This is a genomic window from Brevibacillus humidisoli (genome assembly GCF_020923435.1).
In the GTDB taxonomy this organism is placed as follows: Bacteria; Bacillota; Bacilli; order Brevibacillales; family Brevibacillaceae; genus Brevibacillus_E; species Brevibacillus_E humidisoli.
Genome location: NZ_CP087263.1, coordinates 4,253,898 through 4,277,507, shown reverse-complemented (window position 1 = coordinate 4,277,507; position 23,610 = coordinate 4,253,898). Strand labels below are relative to the sequence as shown.

Here is a 23,610-nt window from a genome sequence, read left to right as displayed (position 1 = left end):
TCGAAACACCGCTGGGCATCGCTGGACGGTCACGTAACACTTTCATGTCACGTGGAACCAGTCAGCGTGGGTGGAGAGATCTTTTGCGGATGATGGATTGTGTTTGCAGTGGAAAGGGGGAGTGGATCCGTGGAAGCAGGCGATACGGTGTTGATTGCATTTGACTCTACGCAGCAGGCGCTGCGGGCCGAGATGCTGCTGGAGTACGCAGATATTGAGATTGACACCAGGCCAACTCCAAAAGAGATTACTGCAGGATGTGCTCTTTCCATCGAATTTCCTTTTGCACAATATGGGCAAGCCAGAGAGATTATTCGTAGTGAGCAGGTAGAAATTAGAGGATACTTTCGCCTGTTTAGCGGGTTGTACATACAAATTGACGAGAGTGGACAGAGGAGTGAACCCTAGTGGAGGGAAGTAATATCTTCATATCCATGTTTGATAAGGCAATGGACTACTTGACCGATCCAGACCTATGGTTGACCATCGGTACGGCTCTGCTCAGGATCGTGATCATCATCATCGCTGCATGGATAGCAGTTGCGATCGTGAAGGCGGCGGTCAACCGGATATTTCAGCAGCGTGAGGGGAGCAAGCTGAAGTTACAACAGCGGCGTGTCGATACCCTCCGCGTTCTGGCCAACAATGCTGCGCAGTATACCATCTACTTCGTAGCCATCTTATTGGTACTAAAGGAGCTGCACTTCGATTTGCAGCCGATCCTGGTTAGCGCCGGTGTACTAGGACTTGCCGTCGGGTTTGGGGCGCAGAGTCTGGTTCGAGATGTGATTACCGGATTTTTCATCATTTTTGAAGACCAGTTCGCAGTAGGTGATCTGGTCACGATTAACCAGCTGACCGGTACTGTGCAGGAGATTGGCCTCAGAATTACCAAGATCAAGAGTTGGACCGGCGAAATACACATCTTCCCCAACGGCAGTATTAATCAAGTCACCAACTTTTCCGTGCAAAACTCGATTGCCGTCGTCGATGTATCAGTCGCTTATGAAGAAGACCTTGAGCGTGTGCAGCAAGTCTTAGCTGAAGTGGCCAAGCGGGCAGAAGAAGAGAACGAGGACATCGTGAATCAACCGGAAGTGCTGGGTGTCCAAGCATTTGGTGCTTCCGATGTGATTATTCGTGTAACCGCTGAGTGTAAACCAACAACACATTTTGCGATTGCTCGGAAACTGCGCGCCATGATTAAGGAAGAGTTCGAAGCACGAGGAATCGAAATCCCCTATCCAAAAATGGTTTACATGCAGCCGGGAAGTCAAAGTTCACAAGGGTGAGGGAAGGGAAATGGAAAGGAAACAATTTGGATTAGGTGACATTGTGCAAATGAAAAAGCAGCATCCCTGTGGAACAAATGCTTGGAAAGTGATTCGTATGGGGATGGACATCCGGATCAAATGTACGGGATGTCAGCACAGCGTCATGCTGCCCCGACTGGAGTTCGAGAAAAAGATGAAAAAAGTACTTCAGTCTGCCCAACAGAGTGACCAACCGGAGCAATAGTCTTCCAGAGAGGAAGCACGGATGTCAGAGTCAAGGAAACAACCCGTTGAAGAAAAAATGAATGCGTTAAGACAAAAGAAAAGATGAAACAACAGCAAAGACGAAAGAAAAAAAGAAGAGGATGCGCCATTTGTGGGTCGCATCCTTTTTTTGTGGGGGGAACGCAACAAGCGCAGAGGGGTTTGCGCGGTTACGTTCTGCTTTCCCGTGGGGGAGAGTCGGCTTCTTCCCGGTTGAAGAAACCTGACGATCTGTAGTGAGGATTAGTCTTCAGAAGCACCAACGATCACGAGGAGAATGAACAGCACCAGCACAATCGCAAAATCGTCAAAATCGCCGTTAAACAGACCCACGAATGAACACCTCCTCTCCTAGGTTCACTAACTATGCTATGTATCATGGGTCAGAGCGGTATGGGCAAACGTCCAAAATCGGGAGAAATATCATTGTCCACAGCAAACGAGGGACGATTGAGGAGGAAATATAGAGTTATGCACACGTTATCCACAAAAAATGTGGATAAAAATAAAGGTTTGCGGCTATGTTGTGGATATTGGATTCGGGATGTGAACAGACCGGAACAAGTTCTCCACAATATTGTCCACAGAACTATGGGAGACACCTGTGTCATGACGAGGGAGGGAGCGATTTGCGAACAAGGTTTACCATTGGGATGGCGATTGTGATAGCGATCTCGTTAATCGTGTCGTCTGGCTTGAGCGATATGTTCATACCCGGTCTGTCAGTTGCCGAGACCGGAAAACAGGAAATGCCTCAATACAACAGCAGGGAGGAGATCCCTGAGAAGTACAAGTGGAATCTTCAGCATATCTACCCTGACCAAAAGGCGTGGGTGGCTGACAAGCGAAAGCTGGAAAAACAGATCAATTCGTTTGACCGGCATCAGGGAACGCTTGCCGATTCTCCTGCTGCGTTAGCCTCTGCATTAGAGGATACTACGGCGATCAGCCGGCTGTTCCAAAAACTGTACGTCTACGCCAAACTGGGGTTGGACGTGGATACGACCAATCCGGAGCGGCAGGCATTGTTTGATCAGGCAGACAAGCTAAATGCGCTTGTTTTGGCAAAAACAGCATGGCTCGGTCCGGAGATCCTCTCCATTCCCACAGAGCAGATAACGCGCCTGATGGCAGCACAAGAGGTGGCTCCCTATCGACGCTTCCTACAGCAGATCCTGCAAACGGAGCAGCACAGCCTGCCGACAGAAAAGGAACAACTGCTAGCCAAAACGGTACAGATGGCCCTCATTCCCGAAAAGGTATACTCGGCGTTCATGACGGAAATCCCCATGCCCAAGGTTGTCGATGAAGAGGGGCGGCAGCGGCCCCTTACCAATGTCAGCTTCCCTGTATATCTGCAGAGTCCTGACCGCCAGCTACGAAAATCTGCTTTCACTGCTTACTATCAGACGCTAGCTACGTATCAGAATACGTTTGCCGAGACTCTCTCCGGAGAAGTGGAAGCGAACAATCTGTATGCCACTGTCCACAACTACCGTACAGCATTGGAGGCTAGTCTAAAGAGCAACGAGATACCAATCGAGGTATATGAGCAACTGCTTGAAACGGTAAACGAACATCTGCCTCTGCTTCATCGCTACATGGAACTGAAAAAACGAAGCCTTGGGGTAAAGGAAATGCATATGTACGATGTGTATGCCCCTCTCAGCATGACAGATGAACCGTACATTCCCTACGAGCAGGCTAAAGAGATGGTGCTGCAGGGGGTAGCGCCGCTGGGGAGAAAATACGTCGACGCGTTGAACAAAGGGTTTGTCAGCCGCTGGATTGATGTTTATCCCTCTGCCGGCAAGCGATCCGGCGCGTACCACTTGGGCTCTTATGACACCCATCCCTACGTGTTTCTCAACTATATGGGAACCAGTGACGATGTGTCCACACTGGCACATGAGCTAGGACACGCGATGCAATCGTATTACACGAACCAAAACCAGCCGTACCTCTACGCTGACTATCCGATCTTTACGGCAGAGGTAGCATCTACTCTCAACGAAATACTGCTCTTTGAAAGCAGGTACAAGCGAGCTGCAACCAAACAGGAAAAAATTCGATTGCTGGATCAGTTTTTGGAGAGCTTTCGCACCACATTGTTCCGGCAGACGCAGTTTGCAGAGTTTGAAAAGATGATCCATGAAAAGGATCAGGCAGGAGAATCCTTAACGGCAGATGCAATGAAGAGGATGTACCACGATCTGAATAAAAAATACTACGGCCCGCACGTCGTCTCCGACAGCGAGATTGCCATGGAGTGGGCGAGAATTCCCCATTTTTACCGGAACTTCTACGTGTACCAGTACGCCACTAGTTTTGCCGCTTCGGTTGCCCTGGCTGAAACGATCACCAGGGAAGGAAAGCCAGCCGTTAATCGGGTGCTTGATCATCTGCTCTCCGCAGGCAGTTCAGTCCCTCCACTGCAGATCCTTCGTGCCTCCGGTGTCGATATGTCGACGGCAGCCCCGATCAAACAGGCGATGGTCGTATTTGAGCAGAAGTTGGCTGAACTGGAACGACTGCTGAACGAGAAGTGATTGGTCGCTTTTTCGTAGCATCTCTCTTTTTCTTGCAATCCCCTTTAACTATCGGTATTATCCAAAATAGCGACAAGGATAAGGAGTGTACCGATTTATGCGATCTTGTGGGATTGTAGGCCTGCCTAATGTCGGCAAGTCGACGCTGTTTAACGCGATTACGCAGGCTGGGGCGGAATCCGCCAACTATCCGTTTTGTACGATTGATCCTAACGTAGGGATTGTGGAAGTGCCCGATCCGCGCCTGAACAAACTGGCAGAGATTGTGGTTCCCAATAAAATCGTGCCAACCGCATTCGAGTTTGTCGATATTGCCGGTCTGGTTAAGGGGGCAAGCAAAGGAGAGGGGCTGGGCAACCAGTTTTTGTCCCACATCCGGGAGGTAGACGCGATTGCTCACGTGGTGCGCTGTTTTGAGGATGAAAACATCACCCACGTGGCGGGCAAGGTAGATCCCTTGAGCGACATCGAAACGATCATGCTGGAGTTGATTTTTGCCGATCTGGAGTCTGTAGAGCGGCGCATAGAACGGCTTGGCCGCAGAGTAAAAGCGGGGGAAAAGGAAGCCAAGCAGGAGTTGGATGTGCTGCAGCGGTTGAAGGATGCATTTGAGCAGGGACAACCGGCGCGCAGCGTTTCGCTTGATGAAGAAGAGGCGAAGCTGGTGCGCGACCTGCATCTGCTGACGATCAAGCCGATGCTCTACGTCTGCAACGTAGCAGAAGACGGCGTGCTGACGGCCGACGACAATCCGTATGTACAGACGGTTCGCAGCCATGCGGCCGAAGAAGGGGCGGAAGTCGTCGTGATCAGTGCCAAGGTGGAGGCGGAAATCGCTGAGCTGGAGGGCGAGGACAAGCAGATGTTCCTGGCAGAGCTGGGGCTGCAGGAGTCAGGGCTGGACCGGCTGATTCGCGCCGCCTACCAACTGCTTGGTTTGATCACCTACTTTACGGCCGGGGTGCAGGAAGTTCGCGCCTGGACGATTCGCGAAGGGACGAAGGCACCACAGGCAGCAGCCGTCATCCACACTGATTTTGAGCGGGGATTTATCCGTGCGGAGGTGGTGGCGTACGACGACCTCATCGAAGCCGGATCGGTCAGCGCAGCCCGTGAGCGGGGCAGATACCGGCTGGAAGGAAAAGACTACGTGGTGCGGGATGGCGATGTCATGCATTTCCGGTTCAATGTGTAAAAAGGTTATCTTGCCTCATGTTTTTCAATTTGATATAATGCAAAAATGCGAGTATTTATTGGGTGCATGCTAGATATGCGTTACCATGAGGCACTCGCTCCTTGCCCGAACAGGGCCGTATAGTCCAAAAGGAGGTGAACAAGGATGCGCCAATACGAAGTGATGTACGTATTGCGTCCAGACCTTGAAGAAGAGAAAGTGAAAGCGAACGTAGCTCGCTACAGCGAGATCGTGACGAACTACGGCGGAGAAATCACCAATCTTCAAGAGTTGGGAAAACGTCGTCTTGCGTATGAAATCAAGAAGTTCCGTGATGGTTATTACGTGTTGATGAACTTTAAAGCAAATCCGGACGCTGTGGCGGAAGCTGAGCGTCTGATGAAAATCAGTGACGACGTCATTCGCTTCCTCTTCGTAAAAGAAGACGAGTAGAGTCGTCACGGGGAGGGGTAAACCTTGTTGAATCGAGTCATTCTGATTGGTAATCTAACCAGAGATCCAGAATTGCGGTACACTCCGAGCGGCGTAGCCGTCACCACATTTACACTTGCCATCAATCGTCCGTTTACCAATCAAACGGGGGAGAGAGAGGCGGACTTCATCAATGTCGTCGCTTGGCGTCAGTTGGCTGATCTTTGTGCCAATTATTTGCGAAAGGGCAGACAAGCTGCTGTTGAAGGCAGATTGCAGACGAGATCATATGACAACAAGGAAGGCCGCAAAGTGTATGTGACGGAAGTAGTTGCGGAGAACGTCCAATTCCTGGGGGGCCGGTCCGGTGGAGAAGGAAGCGGATACGATCCGGCTTTCGGCGAATCCAAATCGACTGGCAAACGGAATGATCAAGGTTCCTTCGACGACCCCTTCGCTGATGCAGGCAAACCGATCAACATATCGGATGACGACCTGCCGTTCTGATGAAGCTGACCATTCGTCTCACGTTATGAACCTTTCACATTCCTGAATAAAGGAGGGACTGAGATGGCACGCAAAGGACGCCCTAACAAGCGTCGTAAAGTTTGCTACTTCACCGTGAACAAAATCACGAAGATCGACTATAAAGATACCGATCTCTTGAAGAAGTTCATTAGCGAACGTGGTAAGATCCTGCCACGCCGCGTTACCGGCACATCGGCCAGATATCAGCGTATGCTGACAGTCGCGATCAAACGTGCTCGTCAAATGGCTCTGTTGCCTTATACGACTGAATAATGAATACGAGAGAAGAGGGGGGCACAGTACGCTGCCCTCTTTTTTCCTACGTTTTGAAATCCTGCAAGGGAGGAGTATCGCTCCTATGCCCAACCGAACGAGGCAGCTTGCTGAGAACGCTTTAATGCTGGGGATTTCTGCTGTTTTGCTTTTTTTGGGTACATATACATTTATCAGTGGGATTGCCCTAACGGTGGTTCCTGTCCCCTTTATCTTGCTGGCTGTGCGGCGGTCTATCCGTGATATGCTGCTGATTGTCGGGACTTTTGCCATCCTTGGGTTGATCTTGGCAGGACTTGGCGGCATCCTGTCAGCCTTTTTCATGGGATTGGCTGGTACGACGATGGGTATCCTGTACAAGAAGCGGGGTACGGCATTTGCGGCCGTCGTCGGTGGAGCAGGCGCTTTTTTGGTTTCAACAGTCGTATCCCTAGCCATCTCTACATTTGTTATGGGGATCGACATCACCACGGAGCTGCGGCAAGCAAGTGAACGTTTGATCAATGGAGAGCTGCCGTTTCCTCTGCCACCTGGCATGACGGAAGAACAGTGGAAACAGGAGATTCAACTGCAGGTTGCTTTGATCCTGTCTTTACTTCCTTTTCTTTTTGTCATGGCAAGCTTTATGATGAGCATCATCAATCACTGGCTGGCACGAGTTGTTTCCAAACGGTTGGCCAGGCCGCTGCCGGCGTTAAAGCCGTTTCGGGAATGGAGTTTTCCGCGTTCTCTTTTGTACTATTACTTTCTGTCCCTACTCCTGCTGCTGTTTTTCCGCGGAGCGATGGAAGATACGTATTGGGGAGACGCGATTCTCAATGTAAAAGTGATGCTTGATGTGGTTTTCGCCATACAGGGTTTAAGCTTTTGCCTGCTGTTTCTTTCCTTAAAGAACTGGAAATGGGTTACTCCGGTGCTTATCGTATCTCTATTTATTTTTCCGCTTCTAACTAATATACTTAGCTTAATAGGGATTTTTGACCTGGGTGTAGGTTTACGCAAAAGACTGGAAACAAGAAAGTAATGAGGAGCTGAGGATATGCCCAAGTTCCTTTTAAAGCGTTGGTACGGGCTGCATATGGTTTTAGCGCTCAGCTTCTGTCTGTTGCTGTTGACGATCCTGACAATGTACCACTGGATATACGGGGCTATCGGCATTGTCTGCGTGATTGGTCTGGTCCTTTTTTCGCTCTATCTGGAAAAGGGATTTCAGCGTGACCTGCGGATGTATTTGGCGACCATCTCTCACCGTGTAAAAAAGGCAGGGGAAGGCGTCATTCAGGAACTGCCGATCGGGATTGTCCTCTACAACGAAGAGAAAGCAATTGAGTGGACAAATCCGTACATGCAAACCATGACAGGGGAAGAAGTTCTAATCGGCAAGACACTTTCTGAAGTATTTCCGGAACTCAAGTGGGAGCCGGAACAGGAACAGGTAGAGCTGATTCACGATGGAAAAGTGTTTGAGGTTCTTGTCCGTCCGGAAGAACGCTTGCTTTACTTTACAGAGATAACCGAATACAAAGAGCTGCAAAGCCGTTACAATCGCGAGAAACCTGCGGTGGCCATCATCCATATCGACAACTTGGATGAAGTAGGTCAGGTGATGGACGACCAAAGCCGTACACAGCTGTCGACCAGCGTTGCTGGTGTCATCAACGAGTGGGCACAAAAGCATGAGATCTACTTGCGTCGTACGGGAGCCGACAAGTTTCTCGCCGTGATGGATCGTGAAACGCTCAGCAAAATAGAGGAAGGGCGTTTTGATATCCTCGACGTCGTACGGGAAATGACCGCAGACAACAAGATTCCGATAACCCTAAGTATCGGGGTAGCAGCCGGGGGCTCTTCCTTTGTCCAGCTCGGCCAGATTGCCCAGTCCAGCCTCGATATCGCACTGGGGCGCGGCGGCGATCAGGCGGCGATGAAAGTAGGCAATAAGCTGACGTTCTACGGCGGAAAGTCAAACGCCGTAGAAAAGCGAACACGTGTGCGTGCCAGGGTGATTGCCCACGCACTGCGCGATTTGATTCACGAAGCGGATCACGTGATCGTGATGGGCCACAAAAATCCGGATATGGATTCGATTGGCGCATCGCTGGGCGTTTGGAAGGCTGTCCGGTTGCATGATAAACCGGCTTATATCGTATTGGATGAAGTGACACCGGCTATTGAGCGGCTCATGCAGGAAGTGTATGCCAATGAGGAAGTGGCCCAAGCGTTTGTGACACCAGAGGAATCGCTTGACCTTGTCACCAACCGCACACTATTGGTCGTCGTTGACACACATCGTCCGGCACTGGTGATTGAGCCGCGTCTCCTGCAGGAAACCAGCCGCATCATGGTGATCGATCACCACCGACGTGCCGAGGATTTTGTCAACGATCCGGTACTGATTTACCTGGAACCGTATGCCTCGTCGACGGCCGAATTGGTCACAGAGCTTCTGCAGTACCAAAGTGACCGGATTCAGATCGAAAATCTGATTGCTACCGCTCTTCTGGCGGGCATTGTGGTTGATACGAAAAGCTTTGCCTTTCGGACCGGCTCCCGCACCTTTGAAGCGGCCTCCTTCCTCCGCCGGAACGGAGCGGATACCTCTTCTGTGCAGCGGTTCTTAAAAGAAGATCTGGATCAATTCGTACGCCGTGCAAGGATCGTGATGAACACCGAAATTTTTCGGGAGAAGATGGCGATCGCCATTGGCAATCCGGACGAAGCGTACACCCAGGTGGAAGTGGCTCAAGCCGCGGAACTGCTTCTCACCCTATCAGGGATTCACGCCGCGTTTGTCGTAGCAAAACGGGGTGATGGAGCTGTGATGATCAGTGCCCGTTCGCTTGGCGATATCAATGTACAGTCGATTATGGAACAAATGGGCGGTGGCGGCCACTTGACGGGTGCTGCCACGCAGATTGCCGACATCACCATTGACGATGCTGTATCGCAGCTAAAAGATGTACTGGAAGAAGCGGCATCATAAAACAACTGAAACAGCTAAAACAACTGAAACACGTAAAACAACCCAAATACGCAATACACCTGAAGCACCCAAAACACAAAACAATCAACCAAAACACATAAGACCCCTAGTGCACCACATCTGCCGCCCACGATCGGCACCAATAAAGTGGGCCTGGTGGATGTAGGATAAGCCATAAATTTCAGAAGGAGGAATGACGGATGAAAGTGATATTCCTCAAAGACGTGAAAGGACAAGGCAAAAAGGGAGAAGTAAAGGACTTGTCAGAAGGATATGTACGCAACTTTTTGCTGCCGAAAGGACTCGTGAAGGAAGCGACCGAAGGCAACTTGAAAACGCTGGAGAAGCAGCAGAAAAGCGAGGAGCGGCGCAAGGAGCAGGAGAAGCAGGATGCGCAGGAGCTCGCCAAAAAGCTGGAACAACTCACGGTTAAGCTGACGGGCAAGGCTGGAGAAGGCGGGCGCCTGTTTGGCGCTGTGTCCAGCAAGCAAGTGGCACAGGCGCTGGAGCAGCAGCACGGTGTGCAGATCGACAAGCGCAAGCTGGAGATGGAACCGATCCGGGCACTTGGCGTGACTCAGATCAAAGCAAAGCTGCACAATGAAGTGACGGCCACGCTCAAAGTACACGTAGTGGAAGAATAGACCGAATATTTATGAGGCAGTGAGTGAGGGGTGTGACGTGAGCGACCTGTTCTTGGACCGAGTACCGCCGCAAAATACTGAGGCCGAACAATCTGTGTTAGGTGCCGTGTTCTTGTCAAAGGAAGCTCTGCACACGGCGTTGGAAATTCTCGGGCCACAGGATTTTTATAAATCGGCTCATCAGCGAATCTTTCAGACCATGCTGGATCTCTACGAAAAAGGGGAACCGGTCGACCTGGTCACCGTAACCGCCGAACTGCAGGATCAGAAGGTCCTGGATGAGGTAGGCGGAGTCACCTATCTGACCAATCTGGCCAGTGCAGTGCCGACGGCAGCCAATGTCGAATACTATGCGCGAATCGTCGAAGAAAAAGCGTTGCTGCGCCGTCTGATTCGCACCGCGACGCAGATTGCCAACGACGGCTATACACGCGAAGACGACGTTGGAGAAATCATCGCTGACGCAGAACGTTATATTCTCGAGTTATCGCAAAATCGCAACAGCGGAGGCTTTATCCCGATCCGTGATGTTTTGATGGAAACCTATGAGCGGATCGAGTTTCTCAGTCAGCGGCGGGGAGAGGTAACCGGTATTCCCTCCGGTTATCCCGATCTAGACAAGATGACTTCCGGATTCCAGCGATCCGACCTGATCATTCTCGCGGCTCGTCCATCCGTCGGTAAGACGGCTTTTGCGCTCAATGTGGCTCAAAATGTTGCCGCTCGTGCAGGGGAATCTGTGGCGATCTTTTCACTGGAGATGGCAGCTTCCCAGTTGGTGCAGCGGATGCTCTGCGCGGAAGGCAATATTGATGCGCAAAAGATGCGGACAGGCTGGCTGGAAGAAGACGATTGGCAGAAGCTGACGATGGCGATCGGGACATTGGGGAAAGCCCCCATCTACATCGACGATACACCGGGTATCACGGTGCAGGACATTCGTGCCAAATGTCGACGCCTGCAGGCGGAGCGAGGGTTAGGCATGATTCTGATCGATTATCTGCAGTTGATCCATGGTCGCGGGCGTGGCGAAAACCGGCAGCAAGAAGTATCGGAGATCTCTCGAACGCTGAAAGGGATCGCCCGTGAGCTCAACGTCCCGGTGATCGCACTGTCCCAGCTCAGCCGTTCCGTCGAACAGCGGCAGGACAAACGACCTATGATGTCCGACATTCGTGAGTCGGGGTCGATTGAGCAGGATGCGGACATTGTCGCCTTTTTATATCGCGATGATTATTACAACCGTGAGTCGGAGAGCAATAATACGGTTGAGGTCATCATTGCCAAACAGCGGAATGGCCCTACCGGAACAGTTGAGTTGGCTTTCTTGAAAGAATACAACAAATTTGTCAGCCTGGATCGACAGCATCGTGAGTTGGCGGGATAGAGAAGCCTGTAATAGCATCGGTACTTCAGCGTGCAGACAAGGCGCCGAAAGGCTAAGGGTCTGCACGCTTTTTTCATGATGAAGCGAGATGAACCCATCCCAAAACATTCGGGATTTGCGGGGTTCCGGGCAGCTTCATGCCGCGTGCCTACGCTCTCTCAACGGAATTCTTTCGCACGGATAGCAGTGATACGCAGTTCCATACCTAGCGTTCGCTTAACACATGCTGCGTAGGGATAGAGACAGAGAGGGTGGTAGGTGATTGCACTGATAACCTGCTGCAGCATGATGATGAGTTGCAGTATGATGAGCAGCTGTAGCGTGATGATCAGCACAATGATCAAGAGCAGCGGCACATCGTGTCAGAGTGGACGATTGTTTCTGTCATAACCGAACGAATTACATTTATATTATATTATTGTTCGGTTTTTGTTTGACACTGTATGTATGGTTTAGTACACTTAGATTGGTCGTTTTGACTAAAATAGGAGGTGCGTTGCGATGTCTACCGTCGTTGTCGTCGGAACCCAGTGGGGCGATGAAGGGAAAGGAAAGCTGACCGACTATTTGGCGGAAACTGCAGAAGTGGTAGCTCGTTATCAAGGTGGAAACAATGCGGGACATACCATTATCTTTAACGGAAACAAATACAAGCTTCATCTGATTCCATCCGGAATTTTTTATAAAGACAAGGTTTGTGTCATTGGAAATGGTATGGTGATTGACCCCAAGGCGCTGGTGGCAGAGTTGGAATACCTGCACAATGCCGGTTTTTCTACGAACAATCTGAAGATCAGCAATCGCGCCCATGTGATTATGCCGTATCATATCAAACTGGACAGTGTAGAGGAAGAGAGCAAGGGAGCCAACAAGATCGGTACGACCCGCAAAGGGATCGGACCGGCGTACATGGACAAGGCGGCACGGATTGGCATCCGCATTGCTGATCTGCTCGACCAAGAAGAGTTTGAGCGCAAGCTGGCGCGCAATCTCGCCGAAAAGAACCGTGTGCTTGAAAAGCTGTACGAGACGACCGGCTTCGAGTTGTCTGAGGTTCTGGAGGAATACCTGCAGTACGCGGAAATCATCCGACCTTATGTATGTGATACATCGGTTGTCTTGAACGATGCGATTGACCGCGGAAACCGTGTCCTGTTTGAAGGGGCGCAAGGTGTGATGCTGGACATTGACCAGGGAACTTATCCGTATGTTACCTCTTCTAATCCGATAGCCGGTGGGGTGACGATCGGATCTGGTGTGGGACCGACCAAAATCCATCAGATTATCGGGGTGGCCAAGGCGTACACCACTCGTGTCGGCGACGGACCATTCCCTACCGAACTGCACGATGAGACGGGTGACCACATTCGCGAGGTTGGCTTTGAATTCGGTACGACCACCGGTCGTCCTCGCCGCATCGGTTGGTTTGACAGCGTCGTGGTTCGTCATGCCCGCCGCGTCAGCGGGATTACCGGTTTAGCGATTACCAAACTGGACACTCTTACAGGCATTGACACCCTTCGCATCTGCACCGCCTACACATACAACGGACAGGTGATCGAAGAGTTTCCGGCGAACCTGAACATCCTGGCGAAGTGCCAACCCGTCTACGAGGAGCTTCCAGGATGGACAGAGGACATTACCGGGATCCGCAATATCAACGACCTGCCGGACAACGCCCGTCATTACATTGAGCGTATTACGCAGCTTACGGGCATTCCGCTTTCCATCTTTTCCGTCGGTCCTGATCGGGAGCAGACGGTCGTCGTACGCGGGATTTACGGCGGCTAAATGCACAAAAAGAACGATCACAAAAAAGCAGGCTGCAGACCATAGCATAGCCTGCTTTTTTCTTAGAGTAGCTCTTTTCCGGAAGGAGCAACTTTAGTCGGGTTTCAAAAAAAATCAGAACGGACACGCACCACCTGTGATCTTCTGGGCATATGGTATCCCATACTTAACGAAATCGAGGTGTTTGCGATGGGATTTGATCAAAAAGCGTTGAAACTGGTGGGCAAGAGAGTGGAAGTAAAAATGTTCAATGGCCTGGTTATCAACGGCACCATGTCCCACGTCAGCAAGGGCTATGTTTGTTTTATTACTCGTTTTAAACAAGCAGATGAGGAAAAAACCACGTTTCGCCGACTGTCCCTGCGAGATGTTACGTCAATGGTTGAAGTGCAAAACGGCTAAGGCAAGGGAGCAGCGGTAGAAGTGGTGGGTAAGAGAGCAGAGGAAAAGAGGAAGGCCCCCTCATAATCGAGGGGGCCTCACACCTCACCGCCAAGCGATCGGATGAGCTGAACGGCTTCATCTCCGCGCTGCTCCGGTACGACGGCAGTGAGCAGAATATTGGCTCCGCCGCTGTCCTGATCGCCGTCAGACATACCGCTCGCACTGGGGTCGGCGGCAGCCATCACGCTGGCATCTCTTCCGCTGGGAAAGTCGGCTCCCAATGTCAGGGCTCCCAGACTGGGGATTTGTCCGCTGATCGGATTGATCACTTGCTGCACGTCTTCGCCTGGATATCGATCAATCGTTTCCACCTGAACCGTCTGAAAGCCCGCTTTGCGAAGCTGTTCCGCTGCCCGTTCCGCTTCGTCTACGCTGCGGAAACCGGCCAGGATGTTACGTTCACTCATGTAAAGACCCCTCCTAAGCTAACAAAAAAATCCATAAAAGTAGTATGATTCGAGCCGGGCGATTCTATTCGACGGCATTTTACACTTGATGAACTAGTCTTTTTTATGGTAAAGTCGATATAGTTGGTTTTTATAGGCAATTCGTTGCGATCACAGCACCAGTAATCAGGAAAAAAGGACGAGTAATGAATAGTTAGAATATTCGAATAGTCCTAGTTTTGTAGAGTCACAGGCTTTCAGGAGGGACGATCGATGGATTTTGCCAAGTGGAAGGCCTGGCTGCAGCGGCGAGTAAGCCCTTTTTTTCGCCATATAGGGCACCAGGTGAAGAACATTGTCATTCAAATACGTACATACATACAAGCACACAAGAAACAGACGGCTACCGTTGCAATTGCTGCCACAGTAGGGATGTCAGGTGCAGCATACGCTGATTATTACTACGAGTCCAATATCATCTCCATCTACCATGTTTACGTAAATGGGAAAGAAATCGGTGTAGTCAACAGCCCTGAGGTCATCGAGAAGTGGACGGAGGACAAGCTGCGAGAGGAATCAAGCAAGCATCACGGCCTCACGCTAAAGATGTCGGATTATATCACCTATAAAGAAGAGCGCATCTATAAAGGCGAGTATGACAACGAAGCGGCCCTGACAGCCTTGTCGCAGATCGCCGACATCAAGGTGGAAGCGGTCAAGATCGTTGTTGACGGCAAACTGGTTGGGTACGCTGCCAGCCCTGAAGACGCGAAAACGGTGTTTAACCATCTAAAGGAAAAGTATGTGAAACCACCTGCTGCAGAAGAGAAAAAGCAGACTGTGCAAGCAGCCTCCATTGAGGCAACGCCCGCTTCAGCAGGGGTGACAGGAGCGGACGCTTCGATCAAGGAAGTCCGTTTCAAAGAGCAGGTAACCACTGAGACAGATTCGGTTCCCGCCGCACAAATCTTGTCAGTGGACAAGCTGGAAGAACTGCTCTCCAAAGGAACGTTTAAGGATGTTATACATACGGTACAAGAAGGCGACTGCATCACCTGCATCGCCGAGAAGTACGGCATCACCTCCAAAGACATATACGCAAACAACCCGGGTATCACCGAGGATACCGTTCTCCAGTTGGGACAAAAGATCAATGTGACAGCGATCAAGCCGCTGGTTACCGTACAAGTTGTCGAAGAGCTGGAGCGCGAAGAAGTGATTGACTATACGGTGCAGACGCGCAATAATGACCAAATGCCCCAGGGTGACACGAAAGTGATCCAGGAAGGGCAGGAAGGCAAGAAGCGGGTACGCTACCAAGTGATCAAGGAAAACGGGCAGGAAGTGGCACGTGAGGTGCTAGAGCAGGAAATTCTATCCGAACCGGTTCCCAAAATCGTGGAACGCGGCACCAAGGTTATTCCTTCACGTGGGACAGGCCGTTTCTCGTGGCCGGCCAAAGGCTACATCAGCAGCGGTTTTGGAATGCGCTGGGGGCGCATGCATCAAGGGATTGACATCGCCGGATCCGGTTCGATTCGGGCTGCGGACAACGGTCGTGTCGTCAGCGCCGGATGGAACGGCGGCTACGGCAATGCCGTCATCATTGACCATGGCAACGGCTATCAGACGTTGTACGGCCATATGAGATCGATCAGCGTCAAAGTGGGCCAGGTCGTGTCCAAAGGAAAAGTGATCGGTGTCATGGGTTCGACAGGAAACTCCACAGGTGTTCACCTCCATTTTGAGGTACGCAAGAACGGCAGCGCGCAAAATCCGCTGCGCTACCTCGGACGCTGATTCGTGGACCGACCGCCACATTGAACCAGCAATCGAACCAGCATTACGAACCAGCATTACGAAATGTTAGAACGAAACGTTAGAAGCAAAGACCGTCCTGAACCGTCAGGCACGGTCTTTTCCTATTTGTGGTCTGCTCTCTCGGAGGCAGGAAAACGCCCACCGTGAGTGGAATCCAATAGAGAGGATAGAAGGGGTGAGTGCGATGGCCAAACTCCTGGTCGTAGATGATGAAAAACCGATTGCAGATATCCTGAAGTTTACGCTGGAAAAGGAAGGCTACCAAGTGGTTTGCGCCTACGACGGAGAGGAAGCACTCCTGCTGGTGGACCACGAGAAGCCGGATCTGATTCTGTTAGATGTGATGCTGCCGAGACGTGATGGCATGGATGTGTGCCGTACCGTTCGGCAGACCCATGATATGCCGATCATTATGCTGACGGCCAAAGATTCTGAGCTGGATAAAGTTGTCGGCCTGGAACTAGGGGCCGATGATTATGTTACAAAGCCGTTTAGTGCTCGTGAACTGGTGGCCCGCATCAAGGCCCAACTGCGTCGACAGCAGCCAAAGGCAAACGAGACGGATACTCGTTTTCTCCGCATCCACGAATTGGAGATTGACCTTACCTCCTATACGGTCGTGAAAGCGGATGAAACACTCGATTTAACCCATCGTGAGTTTGAACTGCTGGTCTACATGGTGCGCCACCAGGGACAGGTACTGACCCGTGAAGGACTGCTGCAGGCCGTCTGGGGGTTTGACTATTTTGGCGACGTGCGGACGGTTGACGTAACCATACGCCGACTGCGGGAAAAAGTAGAAGACGACCCGAGCCAGCCCAAGTATATTATCACACGCCGCGGATTGGGGTACGTCTTTCGCAATCCTGCAGCGGGAGGGCAACCGTAATGTGGCGGTTTCGCCTGTTCAAGACGATTCAGTGGAAGATCGTCGTCATGTACATCCTGCTGATTCTGCTCGCTATGCAGTTTATCGGTGCCTATTTTGCCAGGGAAGTAGAGACGTATTACATCAATAACTTTTCCGAGACGCTGAACGCACAGGCCACGATGCTGGCTGTCGCGTTGGAAAAACACCTAGACCCATCGCAAGAAAAAAAAGAAACAACACCGCAGATGATCAAAAGTGACATTGACAACCTCATTTACAACATGGTGGCACTTAACGGAGCCCAGGTGCAAGTGATCGACCAAAACGGGACGATCGTCAGTACGACGGAATCGGAGCAGGCTATTGTCGGTCAGCGCACCTCACAAAACGAAGTGACGATCGCCTTGATGGGGACCCGCAACGAAGGACTGCGAATCGACCCTTTTACCGGAGACCGGGTAAAGGTGTTGGCGGTTCCCGTCAAGCGGGGCAACATTGTTTTTGGGGCTGTGTACATGGTCGTGTCGATGGAACCAACATATGAGACGATTCGCAAGATTACGAGCATCTTGGCTACCGGAACCGGGATCGCCTTGTTGATGACGGCAGCGCTCGGCGTCGTATTGGCCCGGACGATTACAAAGCCGGTCAAAGAGATGACATTGCAGGCAACCGCAGTGGCGGATGGCGATTTTAATCGGGCCGTACGCATCTATAGCGGTGATGAAATCGGTCAGCTGGGAATGGCGTTTAACTACATGACCACGCGACTGAAGGACGCGATCCTGCAGCAGGAGGAGGAGCGGGAAAAACTGTCGCAGATTTTGGCCAATATGAGCGATGGTGTGATCGCTGCCCATCGCGATGGACGGATCATCCTGATGAATCGTTCGGCGGAAGAGATGATGCAGGTACGTGCCGTGGAGGTCATGTCGGCCAGAAAGACGCTCTACGATGTGCTCCGACTCCCTCCTGAGGAGGAGCTGCCTTTGCTGGGGCAGAGTGAACCACTCACCATGGAGATCATGACACCCAATCGGGAAGTACTGATGCTGCGCGTAGCCTTTTCCCCTCTTCAACAAGACAGCGGGAAAAAAGGCGGGATTATCGCCGTGCTGCAGGATGTCACGGAGCAGGCCCGGTTGGATCAGCAGCGACGGGAGTTCGTGGCCAATGTGTCGCACGAGCTGCGCACGCCGTTGACCACGATCCGCAGCTATGTGGAAGCACTGCTGGATGGAGCGGCGGAAGATCCCGAGCTATCCGGCCGGTTCCTGCAGGTGACGCTGACGGAAACTGATCGGATGACACGGTTGGTCAACGATCTGCTGCAGCTCTCCCGCTTTGACTCACAAGGTGTGCGGCTGCACTTGAGAGCTGTCTCGCCTGCGGAGTTAATCCGTTATGCCGTAGACCGTTTTTCCATGCACAGTGAACAGCAGGGAATCGACTTTTCTATCAAGATGAGAGACGAAGAGCTGCCGCACGTATACGCCGATCAGGATGCGATGAGTCAGGTGCTGGACAACCTGCTGTCCAATGCCATCAAATATACCCCCACGGGTGGCTCCGTCACTCTGCAGGTAGAGGTAGATCATCGGCAGCGGCGGGTCTACGTCTCTGTCACCGATACCGGGATTGGCATTCCGAAGCGGGATCTGAGGCGTATCTTTGAACGGTTTTATCGGGTAGACAAGGCGCGTTCGCGCAGCCAGGGCGGTACCGGACTAGGACTGTCGATCGCTCGCGAACTGGTTCAGGCGCACGGTGCGGACATCTCGATTACCAGCGAACTGAATCGGGGAACCACTGTTACGTTTTGGGTGCCGTTTGCGGACAAGGAGGGAGGGGCATGAGGCGATACAAGGAACGGATCAAGTCCGTCGTCCTCAACCTGCTGGTGCTGCTCAGTTTTGTCTTGACCGCCCTGCTGTGGAACAACCAACCACAGTTTGAGATGATCGCGCCTGTCACCTACGTGGAACCGGAACCGATCGGCATTACCCGGGAGCTGGATGAATTGATCCGACCGGAAGAAATCGTGCTTCACTACGGGCAAAACCGGCATACCAAGGCTAGCCCGGTCGATCCTCAGTACACGATGGTGACCAGCCAGATGGATAAGTGGTACTTTTACGATTTTCACCAGTATGTCTTTCCCGCAAGCAAATGGCGGGAGCTGATGCAGGACCATGTGGGAATGGAGATTCGCTACCGTGCCAGCATCCCGATTTCGGTGGTGCAGGAGTTGTTTACGTTTCGCGGGGAGATGAGCCGGGACGTGACCGAGATTGATCGTCTCTGGCTCTATCTGGAGGAGAGCGAAGATATCGTCTATGCGCTGTTTATCTCCACTGAGGAAAAAGAGGTGGTGCGGGCTCGAACTGTGGTGAGTCCCAAAGATTTGCGCGACTCTTATCTGAAGCTGGGCAACAACCTTCCCGAACAGTTCCTCAAGGTGATGGAGGCCGAGATGTACGAAGCCCCGCAACTTCGTACCTACTGGCGCATTTTTTACCTGCCCAAAGAGAGCAGCGTGATGAGGAAATACCGCTACAACTATCTGCCGATTACGGAACAGGCGCTGACGGACGCCTTTTTCCTCGATCCCACCCTTGTGCGCAGAATCATGGAGCGGGATGGGACGATCATCTACACGGACGGCAGCCGCTCGATTCAGCTCCGTCAGGAACAGCCGATGTTCACCTTCACCGATCCGGCCTTGCCGGAGCGACGAGGGGAATTGACGCCGGCCGAGAAGCTGCACAGTGCCGTCGGCTTTATCAACCAGCATCTGGGCTGGACAGATCCGTACTATCTGGAACAGATCCATGAGCGGCCGGGTGAGGGGGACGTGATCACCTTCCGCCAGTACATGGGAGCGTATCCTCTGGTCTCCGACGAGGGAGGAAGCCCGGAGGCGCTGACGGTTACCTCTGATGAGGGACAGGTGATTTCCCTGAAACGGACGCTCCTTGATTACGACATGTACATTGATTTTGAGGAGTTTGCTGTAATGTCCGGGCCGGAGTTGTTTGCCTATGCCAGAGAGCACGAGGTAGACCTGAGCCTTGTCCACCACGCTTACCTGGCGTACCGGCCGAACCTCTATGTCGGCTACATCGAGCTGACACCGGTCTGGGTACTGGAGAACATAACCGGTGAAAAGGTATTGATCGATGCGCGGTCACAGCAGACAGAAGGGAGCGGTCAGAGTGGACTGGAGTAGGGCAAAATCGATCCTGATCGGGGCTTTTCTGCTGCTCGACCTGTTCCTCGGCTATCAGGTGTATGCGTCGCGAACCCAGCAGTGGAGCGATGTGCAGCAGGTTCAAAAGGGAGCGGGTGACATCGAGCTGCTGCTAGACCAACGCAACATCGCGCTGAAAGTGGAGATTCCCGAAGAGGTACGGCAGATGCAGTACGTTCACGTAGAGTATCTCAGTACCGACTCGTTCGGCAAACACCCGCTGCCGACGGATCAGCACATCACGATCAGTGACTCGCTGATTACCGCCCGGTTTGATCAGCCGATCCAACTGAATGACTCCACAAACGCCGCCGAGCTTTTGCGCGAGCTGCAGAAGCGGGTGATGTACGCCGATCAGTACCAACCGGACAAGTATTACACGGAGCGGGGTCTGCTCAGGTACTGGCAGCAGTATGAGGGTCTGCCCATCTTTGTGGCCCCGCTGGAGTTGTTTGTCCAGAGGGAGTCAGTCATCGGTTATCAGCAATCTTATCTGCGCATACGCAATCATGGCAGCGGCCGGCAGGTCATCTCGGCCTATACAGCGCTGCGGTCTTTGCTGGAAAAACAGCTCATCCGAAACGGGGAGACCATCGAGGATGTGACGATGGGCTACTATGGGCATGAATACGATGCCGATATTCAGGTGTTGGCCCCGATCTGGCGGATCATACACGATGGCAAGATCGATTACGTCAACGCTTTTACGGGTGCAGTGGAGCGGCCGCTGGACGACCGTGCCTCCAACTGAAGAGCTAGCGAAGGATAGAGAGGAAGTAGGGGATGCAGTTTGCGATTTAGTATATTGGCCAGCGGAAGTACAGGAAACGCGATCTACATCGGCACCGATCGGATGTCGTTGCTGATCGATGTCGGCATCACAGGAAAACAGGCGGAAGCGGCTCTCAAAGAGATTGGGGTCCATCCGGGGGATCTACAGGCCATTCTGGTCACCCATGAACACGTCGACCATATCAAGGGGATTGGCGTGATGGCACGCCGCTATGAGATTCCCATCTATGCCAACGAAAAGACCTGGCAGGCGATGGACGGACAGATCGGCCGCATCAGCGAGAAACAGCGTCAGCCGTTTGAAGTGGGCGAGATGCGGGAGTTTGCCGATCTCACGGTGCAGTCGTTCGGGATCTCCCACGATGCGGCCGAACCGATGGGATTCTGCTTTTACCATGGCAGCAAAAAGTTGAGTGTGGCCACGGATCTCGGCTATGTCAGCGATCGGATCAAAGAGACGCTCCGCGGCGCCGATGCTTATATCTTTGAGGCCAATCACGACGTGGAGATGCTGCGCATGTCGCAGTATCCCTGGAGCGTCAAGCGGCGCATTCTCAGTGACGTCGGCCACCTCTCCAACGAGGCGGCCGGTGAGGCGCTCTGTGATCTGCTCGGCGGGCGCTCAGAACGCGTCTACCTGGCTCACCTGAGCAAGGAGAACAACCTGATGGACCTTGCCCAGCTAACCGTAAAGGATGTTTTGGAGGAAAGAGGGCTGCGCGTCGGTGACGACGTCCATCTGCGGGAGACATACCCGCACCGGCCTACGAGAATGGAGGAGGTGTAGGGGACACACTGTCCTCTGGCGGTCGATTCGGTCGTTTGGTAGAATCGGATTGAGGATGGCTGCTCGGTAGCACGCGCCCGTCCACAACCGTCTGTTGATCCAGGTGACGTGCTTTCGCATGCAGTTCTTCGTGCGAAAGCACGTTTTTTTCGATCAGGAGTTCAATCAGGGCATCCAGAAGCAGTGTATTGTGGTAGTCGGCATCACGCAGGTCAGCCAGCTTGGCGGCCAGATTGATCTCTTGCAGCGGGGAGTAGCGTTTCATTTCTATCAATCCTTTCCTATGTGGTCAGTAGTCGGATCTTTCATCCGGTAAAGTAGAGACTGAGAATCTACTACCAGCTTATCCGCCCAGACCGGCAAATATGCTTAACAAATATCGTGTCGCGCAGCCCATTCCACAACCTTTCCATATTTCTCACGCCACTTTGCCAAAACGATTTTGTATACTATAGTTGACAAATCGTATAGATGGGGCAAAAAGCTGTTACCCTAGTAATACAAGAGGAAGGAGAGAGAAAGCATGGGTTTTTACGATGATGACATGTATCAGGTGCAGCGAAAAAAACGTCGTGATAGTGGCATCGGTCGGCTGATTCTCACCTCGATCACTTCCGCGGTGATTGGCGGGCTGGTTGTTCTGTTGATGCTGCCGACGCTGTCCAAGGCTGGCTATATCTCGATGATCCAACCTAATCTGGCCTTTGCCAAGGACGAGGGGGATGCTGTTACCGCCGCCAACACAGCCAATACCGTCGTTCAGCCTGTCTCTCTCAGCGTCGAATCCGCTACCGTGGAGGCAGTAGAGAGAGTAGAAGAGGCGATTGTCGGTGTGATCAACATCCGGCGGGTAACCAACTTCTGGACCCAGCAGACCGGAACGGTAGAAGGCGGTCAGGGATCGGGCGTCATCTATGAAAAGAAAAACGGCAAGGCACACATCGTGACCAACTACCATGTGATTGATGGGGCTGAGCGAGTGGAAGTCTCCCTGCCCAACGGAGATAAGGTAGAAGCAAAAATACTCGGTGCAGATCCCTACACGGATATGGCCGTACTGGAGATTGACGGCTCTGCCGTGACGACCGTAGCTGAATTGGGCAACTCTGATACGCTGAAAGTAGGCGAGCCCGCTATCGCCATCGGCAATCCGCTGGGACTGGAGTTTTCCCGCACGGTGACCCAGGGGATCGTCAGCGGCGTCGACCGCTCCATGCCGGTCGATCTCAACAGCGACGGCGAAACAGATTGGGAACTGGACGTGATCCAGACCGACGCCGCGATCAACCCCGGCAACAGCGGTGGGGCTTTGCTCAACATCCAGGGACAGGTGATCGGTATCAATACGCTCAAGATCGCCCGAGAGGATGTAGAGGGACTCGGCTTTGCGATTCCGATCAACGACGTGAAGAAAATCACCAAGCAGTTAGTGGAAGACGGAAAACTAAAGCGTGGCTATCTGGGAATCGTACCGCGTGATCTAACCACGATACCGCGTTACGCTTGGAAGCAGGAGCTGCACCTGCCGGATGAGGTCAAAGCAGGCGTGCTGATCTGGCAGATCGAAGAATTTACGCCAGCGGCAAAAGCCGGACTGCGTCAGTACGACGTGATCGTCAAGTTGGATGATCAAGAGATCACTAGCGGTGCGCAACTGCGCAAGTACCTGACTTTGGAGAAAACAGCCGGACAACAGGTAGAAGTGTCGTACTATCGGGACGGCTTCCTGAAGACGGCTACGGTGACGTTGGGTGAGCAAGGGCAGTAAGGGCGTTTCCTTGACGTCATGTACGGCACTGTTCAGGTGCGGTTTGATCGCCGCACCTGAAGATGAGGAGATGGATGGAACAGCCTATGGAATCGTCAGATGCGGTCAGATTGGCTAAGGTGCGGTCAGATCGGCTAAGATACGGTCAGATTCGCTCAGATGAGGTCGTGTGTGGCGGTTCCCACGCTTTTT

The 23,610-nt window shown here is 52.3% G+C and carries 24 protein-coding genes; 21 read left to right on the top strand and 3 right to left on the bottom strand.

Annotated features, from left to right (window positions below; all coding sequences use genetic code 11):
- Positions 1-192 precede the first annotated feature (192 nt).
- From LOK74_RS20760 to LOK74_RS20750, 3 genes are read left to right on the top strand one after another with little or no spacing between them, the layout of a single operon-like run.
- The gene (locus LOK74_RS20760) at positions 193-408 is read left to right on the top strand and encodes a putative Se/S carrier protein (protein ID WP_230047077.1); all 216 of its coding nucleotides are present in this window, start codon (positions 193-195) and stop codon (positions 406-408) included.
- Positions 408-1,292 carry a mechanosensitive ion channel family protein gene (locus LOK74_RS20755; protein ID WP_420908700.1) on the top strand — a complete coding sequence of 295 codons (885 nt, stop codon included), beginning with the start codon at positions 408-410 and terminating at the stop codon, positions 1,290-1,292. Before LOK74_RS20760 ends, LOK74_RS20755 begins: the two co-directional genes overlap by 1 nt.
- Before the next feature lie 10 nt (positions 1,293-1,302).
- A complete protein-coding gene (locus tag LOK74_RS20750) occupies positions 1,303-1,518 on the top strand; it encodes a DUF951 domain-containing protein (protein ID WP_230043888.1) in 216 nt (71 codons plus the stop codon).
- Positions 1,519-1,781: 263 nt separating this feature from the next.
- Here LOK74_RS20750 and LOK74_RS20745 read toward each other — a convergent pair whose 3' ends face one another.
- Complete coding sequence (locus tag LOK74_RS20745; RefSeq protein WP_126429207.1) at positions 1,782-1,871, bottom strand: YjcZ family sporulation protein; 90 nt, start codon at positions 1,869-1,871, stop codon at positions 1,782-1,784.
- Between the two features lie 296 nt (positions 1,872-2,167).
- Between LOK74_RS20745 and pepF the strand changes: the two genes are divergently transcribed.
- The 11 genes from pepF (at position 2,168) to LOK74_RS20690 (ending at position 13,701) form a co-directional block, all read left to right on the top strand.
- Positions 2,168-4,087, top strand: coding sequence for an oligoendopeptidase F (pepF, locus tag LOK74_RS20740; RefSeq protein WP_230043887.1), 1,920 nt, complete (start codon positions 2,168-2,170; stop codon positions 4,085-4,087).
- A 97-nt stretch (positions 4,088-4,184) separates the two neighbouring features.
- Positions 4,185-5,282, top strand: coding sequence for a redox-regulated ATPase YchF (gene ychF / locus LOK74_RS20735; RefSeq protein WP_230043886.1), 1,098 nt, complete (start codon positions 4,185-4,187; stop codon positions 5,280-5,282).
- Between the two features lie 144 nt (positions 5,283-5,426).
- Complete coding sequence (rpsF, locus tag LOK74_RS20730; protein WP_230043885.1) at positions 5,427-5,714, top strand: 30S ribosomal protein S6; 288 nt, start codon at positions 5,427-5,429, stop codon at positions 5,712-5,714.
- Between the two features lie 27 nt (positions 5,715-5,741).
- Positions 5,742-6,200 carry a single-stranded DNA-binding protein gene (ssb, locus tag LOK74_RS20725; RefSeq protein WP_277613400.1) on the top strand — a complete coding sequence of 153 codons (459 nt, stop codon included), beginning with the start codon at positions 5,742-5,744 and terminating at the stop codon, positions 6,198-6,200.
- A gap of 63 nt (positions 6,201-6,263) precedes the next feature.
- A complete protein-coding gene (gene rpsR / locus LOK74_RS20720; protein WP_230043883.1) occupies positions 6,264-6,494 on the top strand; it encodes a 30S ribosomal protein S18 in 231 nt (76 codons plus the stop codon).
- Positions 6,495-6,579: 85 nt separating this feature from the next.
- A complete protein-coding gene (locus LOK74_RS20715; RefSeq protein WP_230043882.1) occupies positions 6,580-7,518 on the top strand; it encodes a DUF2232 domain-containing protein in 939 nt (312 codons plus the stop codon).
- Positions 7,519-7,533: 15 nt separating this feature from the next.
- A complete protein-coding gene (locus LOK74_RS20710) occupies positions 7,534-9,477 on the top strand; it encodes a DHH family phosphoesterase (protein ID WP_230043881.1) in 1,944 nt (647 codons plus the stop codon).
- A gap of 200 nt (positions 9,478-9,677) precedes the next feature.
- Positions 9,678-10,121, top strand: coding sequence for a 50S ribosomal protein L9 (gene rplI / locus LOK74_RS20705; protein WP_230043880.1), 444 nt, complete (start codon positions 9,678-9,680; stop codon positions 10,119-10,121).
- Positions 10,122-10,158: 37 nt separating this feature from the next.
- Positions 10,159-11,508 (top strand): replicative DNA helicase, encoded by a 1,350-nt coding sequence (gene dnaB / locus LOK74_RS20700; protein ID WP_230043879.1) that lies wholly within the window; start codon positions 10,159-10,161, stop codon positions 11,506-11,508.
- Between the two features lie 501 nt (positions 11,509-12,009).
- The gene (locus LOK74_RS20695) at positions 12,010-13,299 is read left to right on the top strand and encodes an adenylosuccinate synthase (protein WP_230043878.1); all 1,290 of its coding nucleotides are present in this window, start codon (positions 12,010-12,012) and stop codon (positions 13,297-13,299) included.
- A gap of 189 nt (positions 13,300-13,488) precedes the next feature.
- Positions 13,489-13,701: a hypothetical protein gene (locus LOK74_RS20690; protein ID WP_230043877.1), complete on the top strand. Its 213-nt coding sequence runs from the start codon at positions 13,489-13,491 to the stop codon at positions 13,699-13,701.
- A gap of 77 nt (positions 13,702-13,778) precedes the next feature.
- Here the strand turns inward: LOK74_RS20690 and LOK74_RS20685 are convergent, their stop codons facing one another.
- Complete coding sequence (locus LOK74_RS20685) at positions 13,779-14,150, bottom strand: hypothetical protein (RefSeq protein WP_230043876.1); 372 nt, start codon at positions 14,148-14,150, stop codon at positions 13,779-13,781.
- A gap of 252 nt (positions 14,151-14,402) precedes the next feature.
- Here LOK74_RS20685 and LOK74_RS20680 point away from each other — a divergent pair, with 252 nt between their 5' ends.
- The 6 genes from LOK74_RS20680 (at position 14,403) to LOK74_RS20655 (ending at position 21,650) form a co-directional block, all read left to right on the top strand.
- A complete protein-coding gene (locus LOK74_RS20680) occupies positions 14,403-15,929 on the top strand; it encodes a LysM peptidoglycan-binding domain-containing M23 family metallopeptidase (protein ID WP_230043875.1) in 1,527 nt (508 codons plus the stop codon).
- Between the two features lie 205 nt (positions 15,930-16,134).
- A complete protein-coding gene (gene yycF / locus LOK74_RS20675; RefSeq protein ID WP_230043874.1) occupies positions 16,135-16,839 on the top strand; it encodes a response regulator YycF in 705 nt (234 codons plus the stop codon).
- Positions 16,839-18,677 carry a cell wall metabolism sensor histidine kinase WalK gene (gene walK / locus LOK74_RS20670; RefSeq protein WP_230043873.1) on the top strand — a complete coding sequence of 613 codons (1,839 nt, stop codon included), beginning with the start codon at positions 16,839-16,841 and terminating at the stop codon, positions 18,675-18,677. The genes yycF and walK overlap by 1 nt, the downstream gene beginning before the upstream one ends.
- Positions 18,674-20,050 (top strand): YycH family regulatory protein, encoded by a 1,377-nt coding sequence (locus tag LOK74_RS20665; RefSeq protein WP_230043872.1) that lies wholly within the window; start codon positions 18,674-18,676, stop codon positions 20,048-20,050. Before walK ends, LOK74_RS20665 begins: the two co-directional genes overlap by 4 nt.
- On the top strand, positions 20,037-20,822 hold the full coding sequence (locus tag LOK74_RS20660; RefSeq protein WP_230043871.1) for a two-component system regulatory protein YycI: 786 nt from the start codon (positions 20,037-20,039) through the stop codon (positions 20,820-20,822). Before LOK74_RS20665 ends, LOK74_RS20660 begins: the two co-directional genes overlap by 14 nt.
- 39 nt (positions 20,823-20,861) lie before the next feature.
- On the top strand, positions 20,862-21,650 hold the full coding sequence (locus tag LOK74_RS20655; protein WP_230043870.1) for an MBL fold metallo-hydrolase: 789 nt from the start codon (positions 20,862-20,864) through the stop codon (positions 21,648-21,650).
- On the opposite strand, the gene LOK74_RS20650 is transcribed toward LOK74_RS20655, so the two are convergent.
- Positions 21,628-21,915: a hypothetical protein gene (locus tag LOK74_RS20650; RefSeq protein WP_230043869.1), complete on the bottom strand. Its 288-nt coding sequence runs from the start codon at positions 21,913-21,915 to the stop codon at positions 21,628-21,630. The two genes, LOK74_RS20655 and LOK74_RS20650, sit on opposite strands and share 23 nt — an antisense overlap.
- 258 nt (positions 21,916-22,173) lie before the next feature.
- On the opposite strand from LOK74_RS20650, the gene LOK74_RS20645 reads away from it, so the two are divergent.
- The gene (locus tag LOK74_RS20645; RefSeq protein WP_230043868.1) at positions 22,174-23,418 is read left to right on the top strand and encodes a S1C family serine protease; all 1,245 of its coding nucleotides are present in this window, start codon (positions 22,174-22,176) and stop codon (positions 23,416-23,418) included.
- Positions 23,419-23,610: the final 192 nt, after the last annotated feature.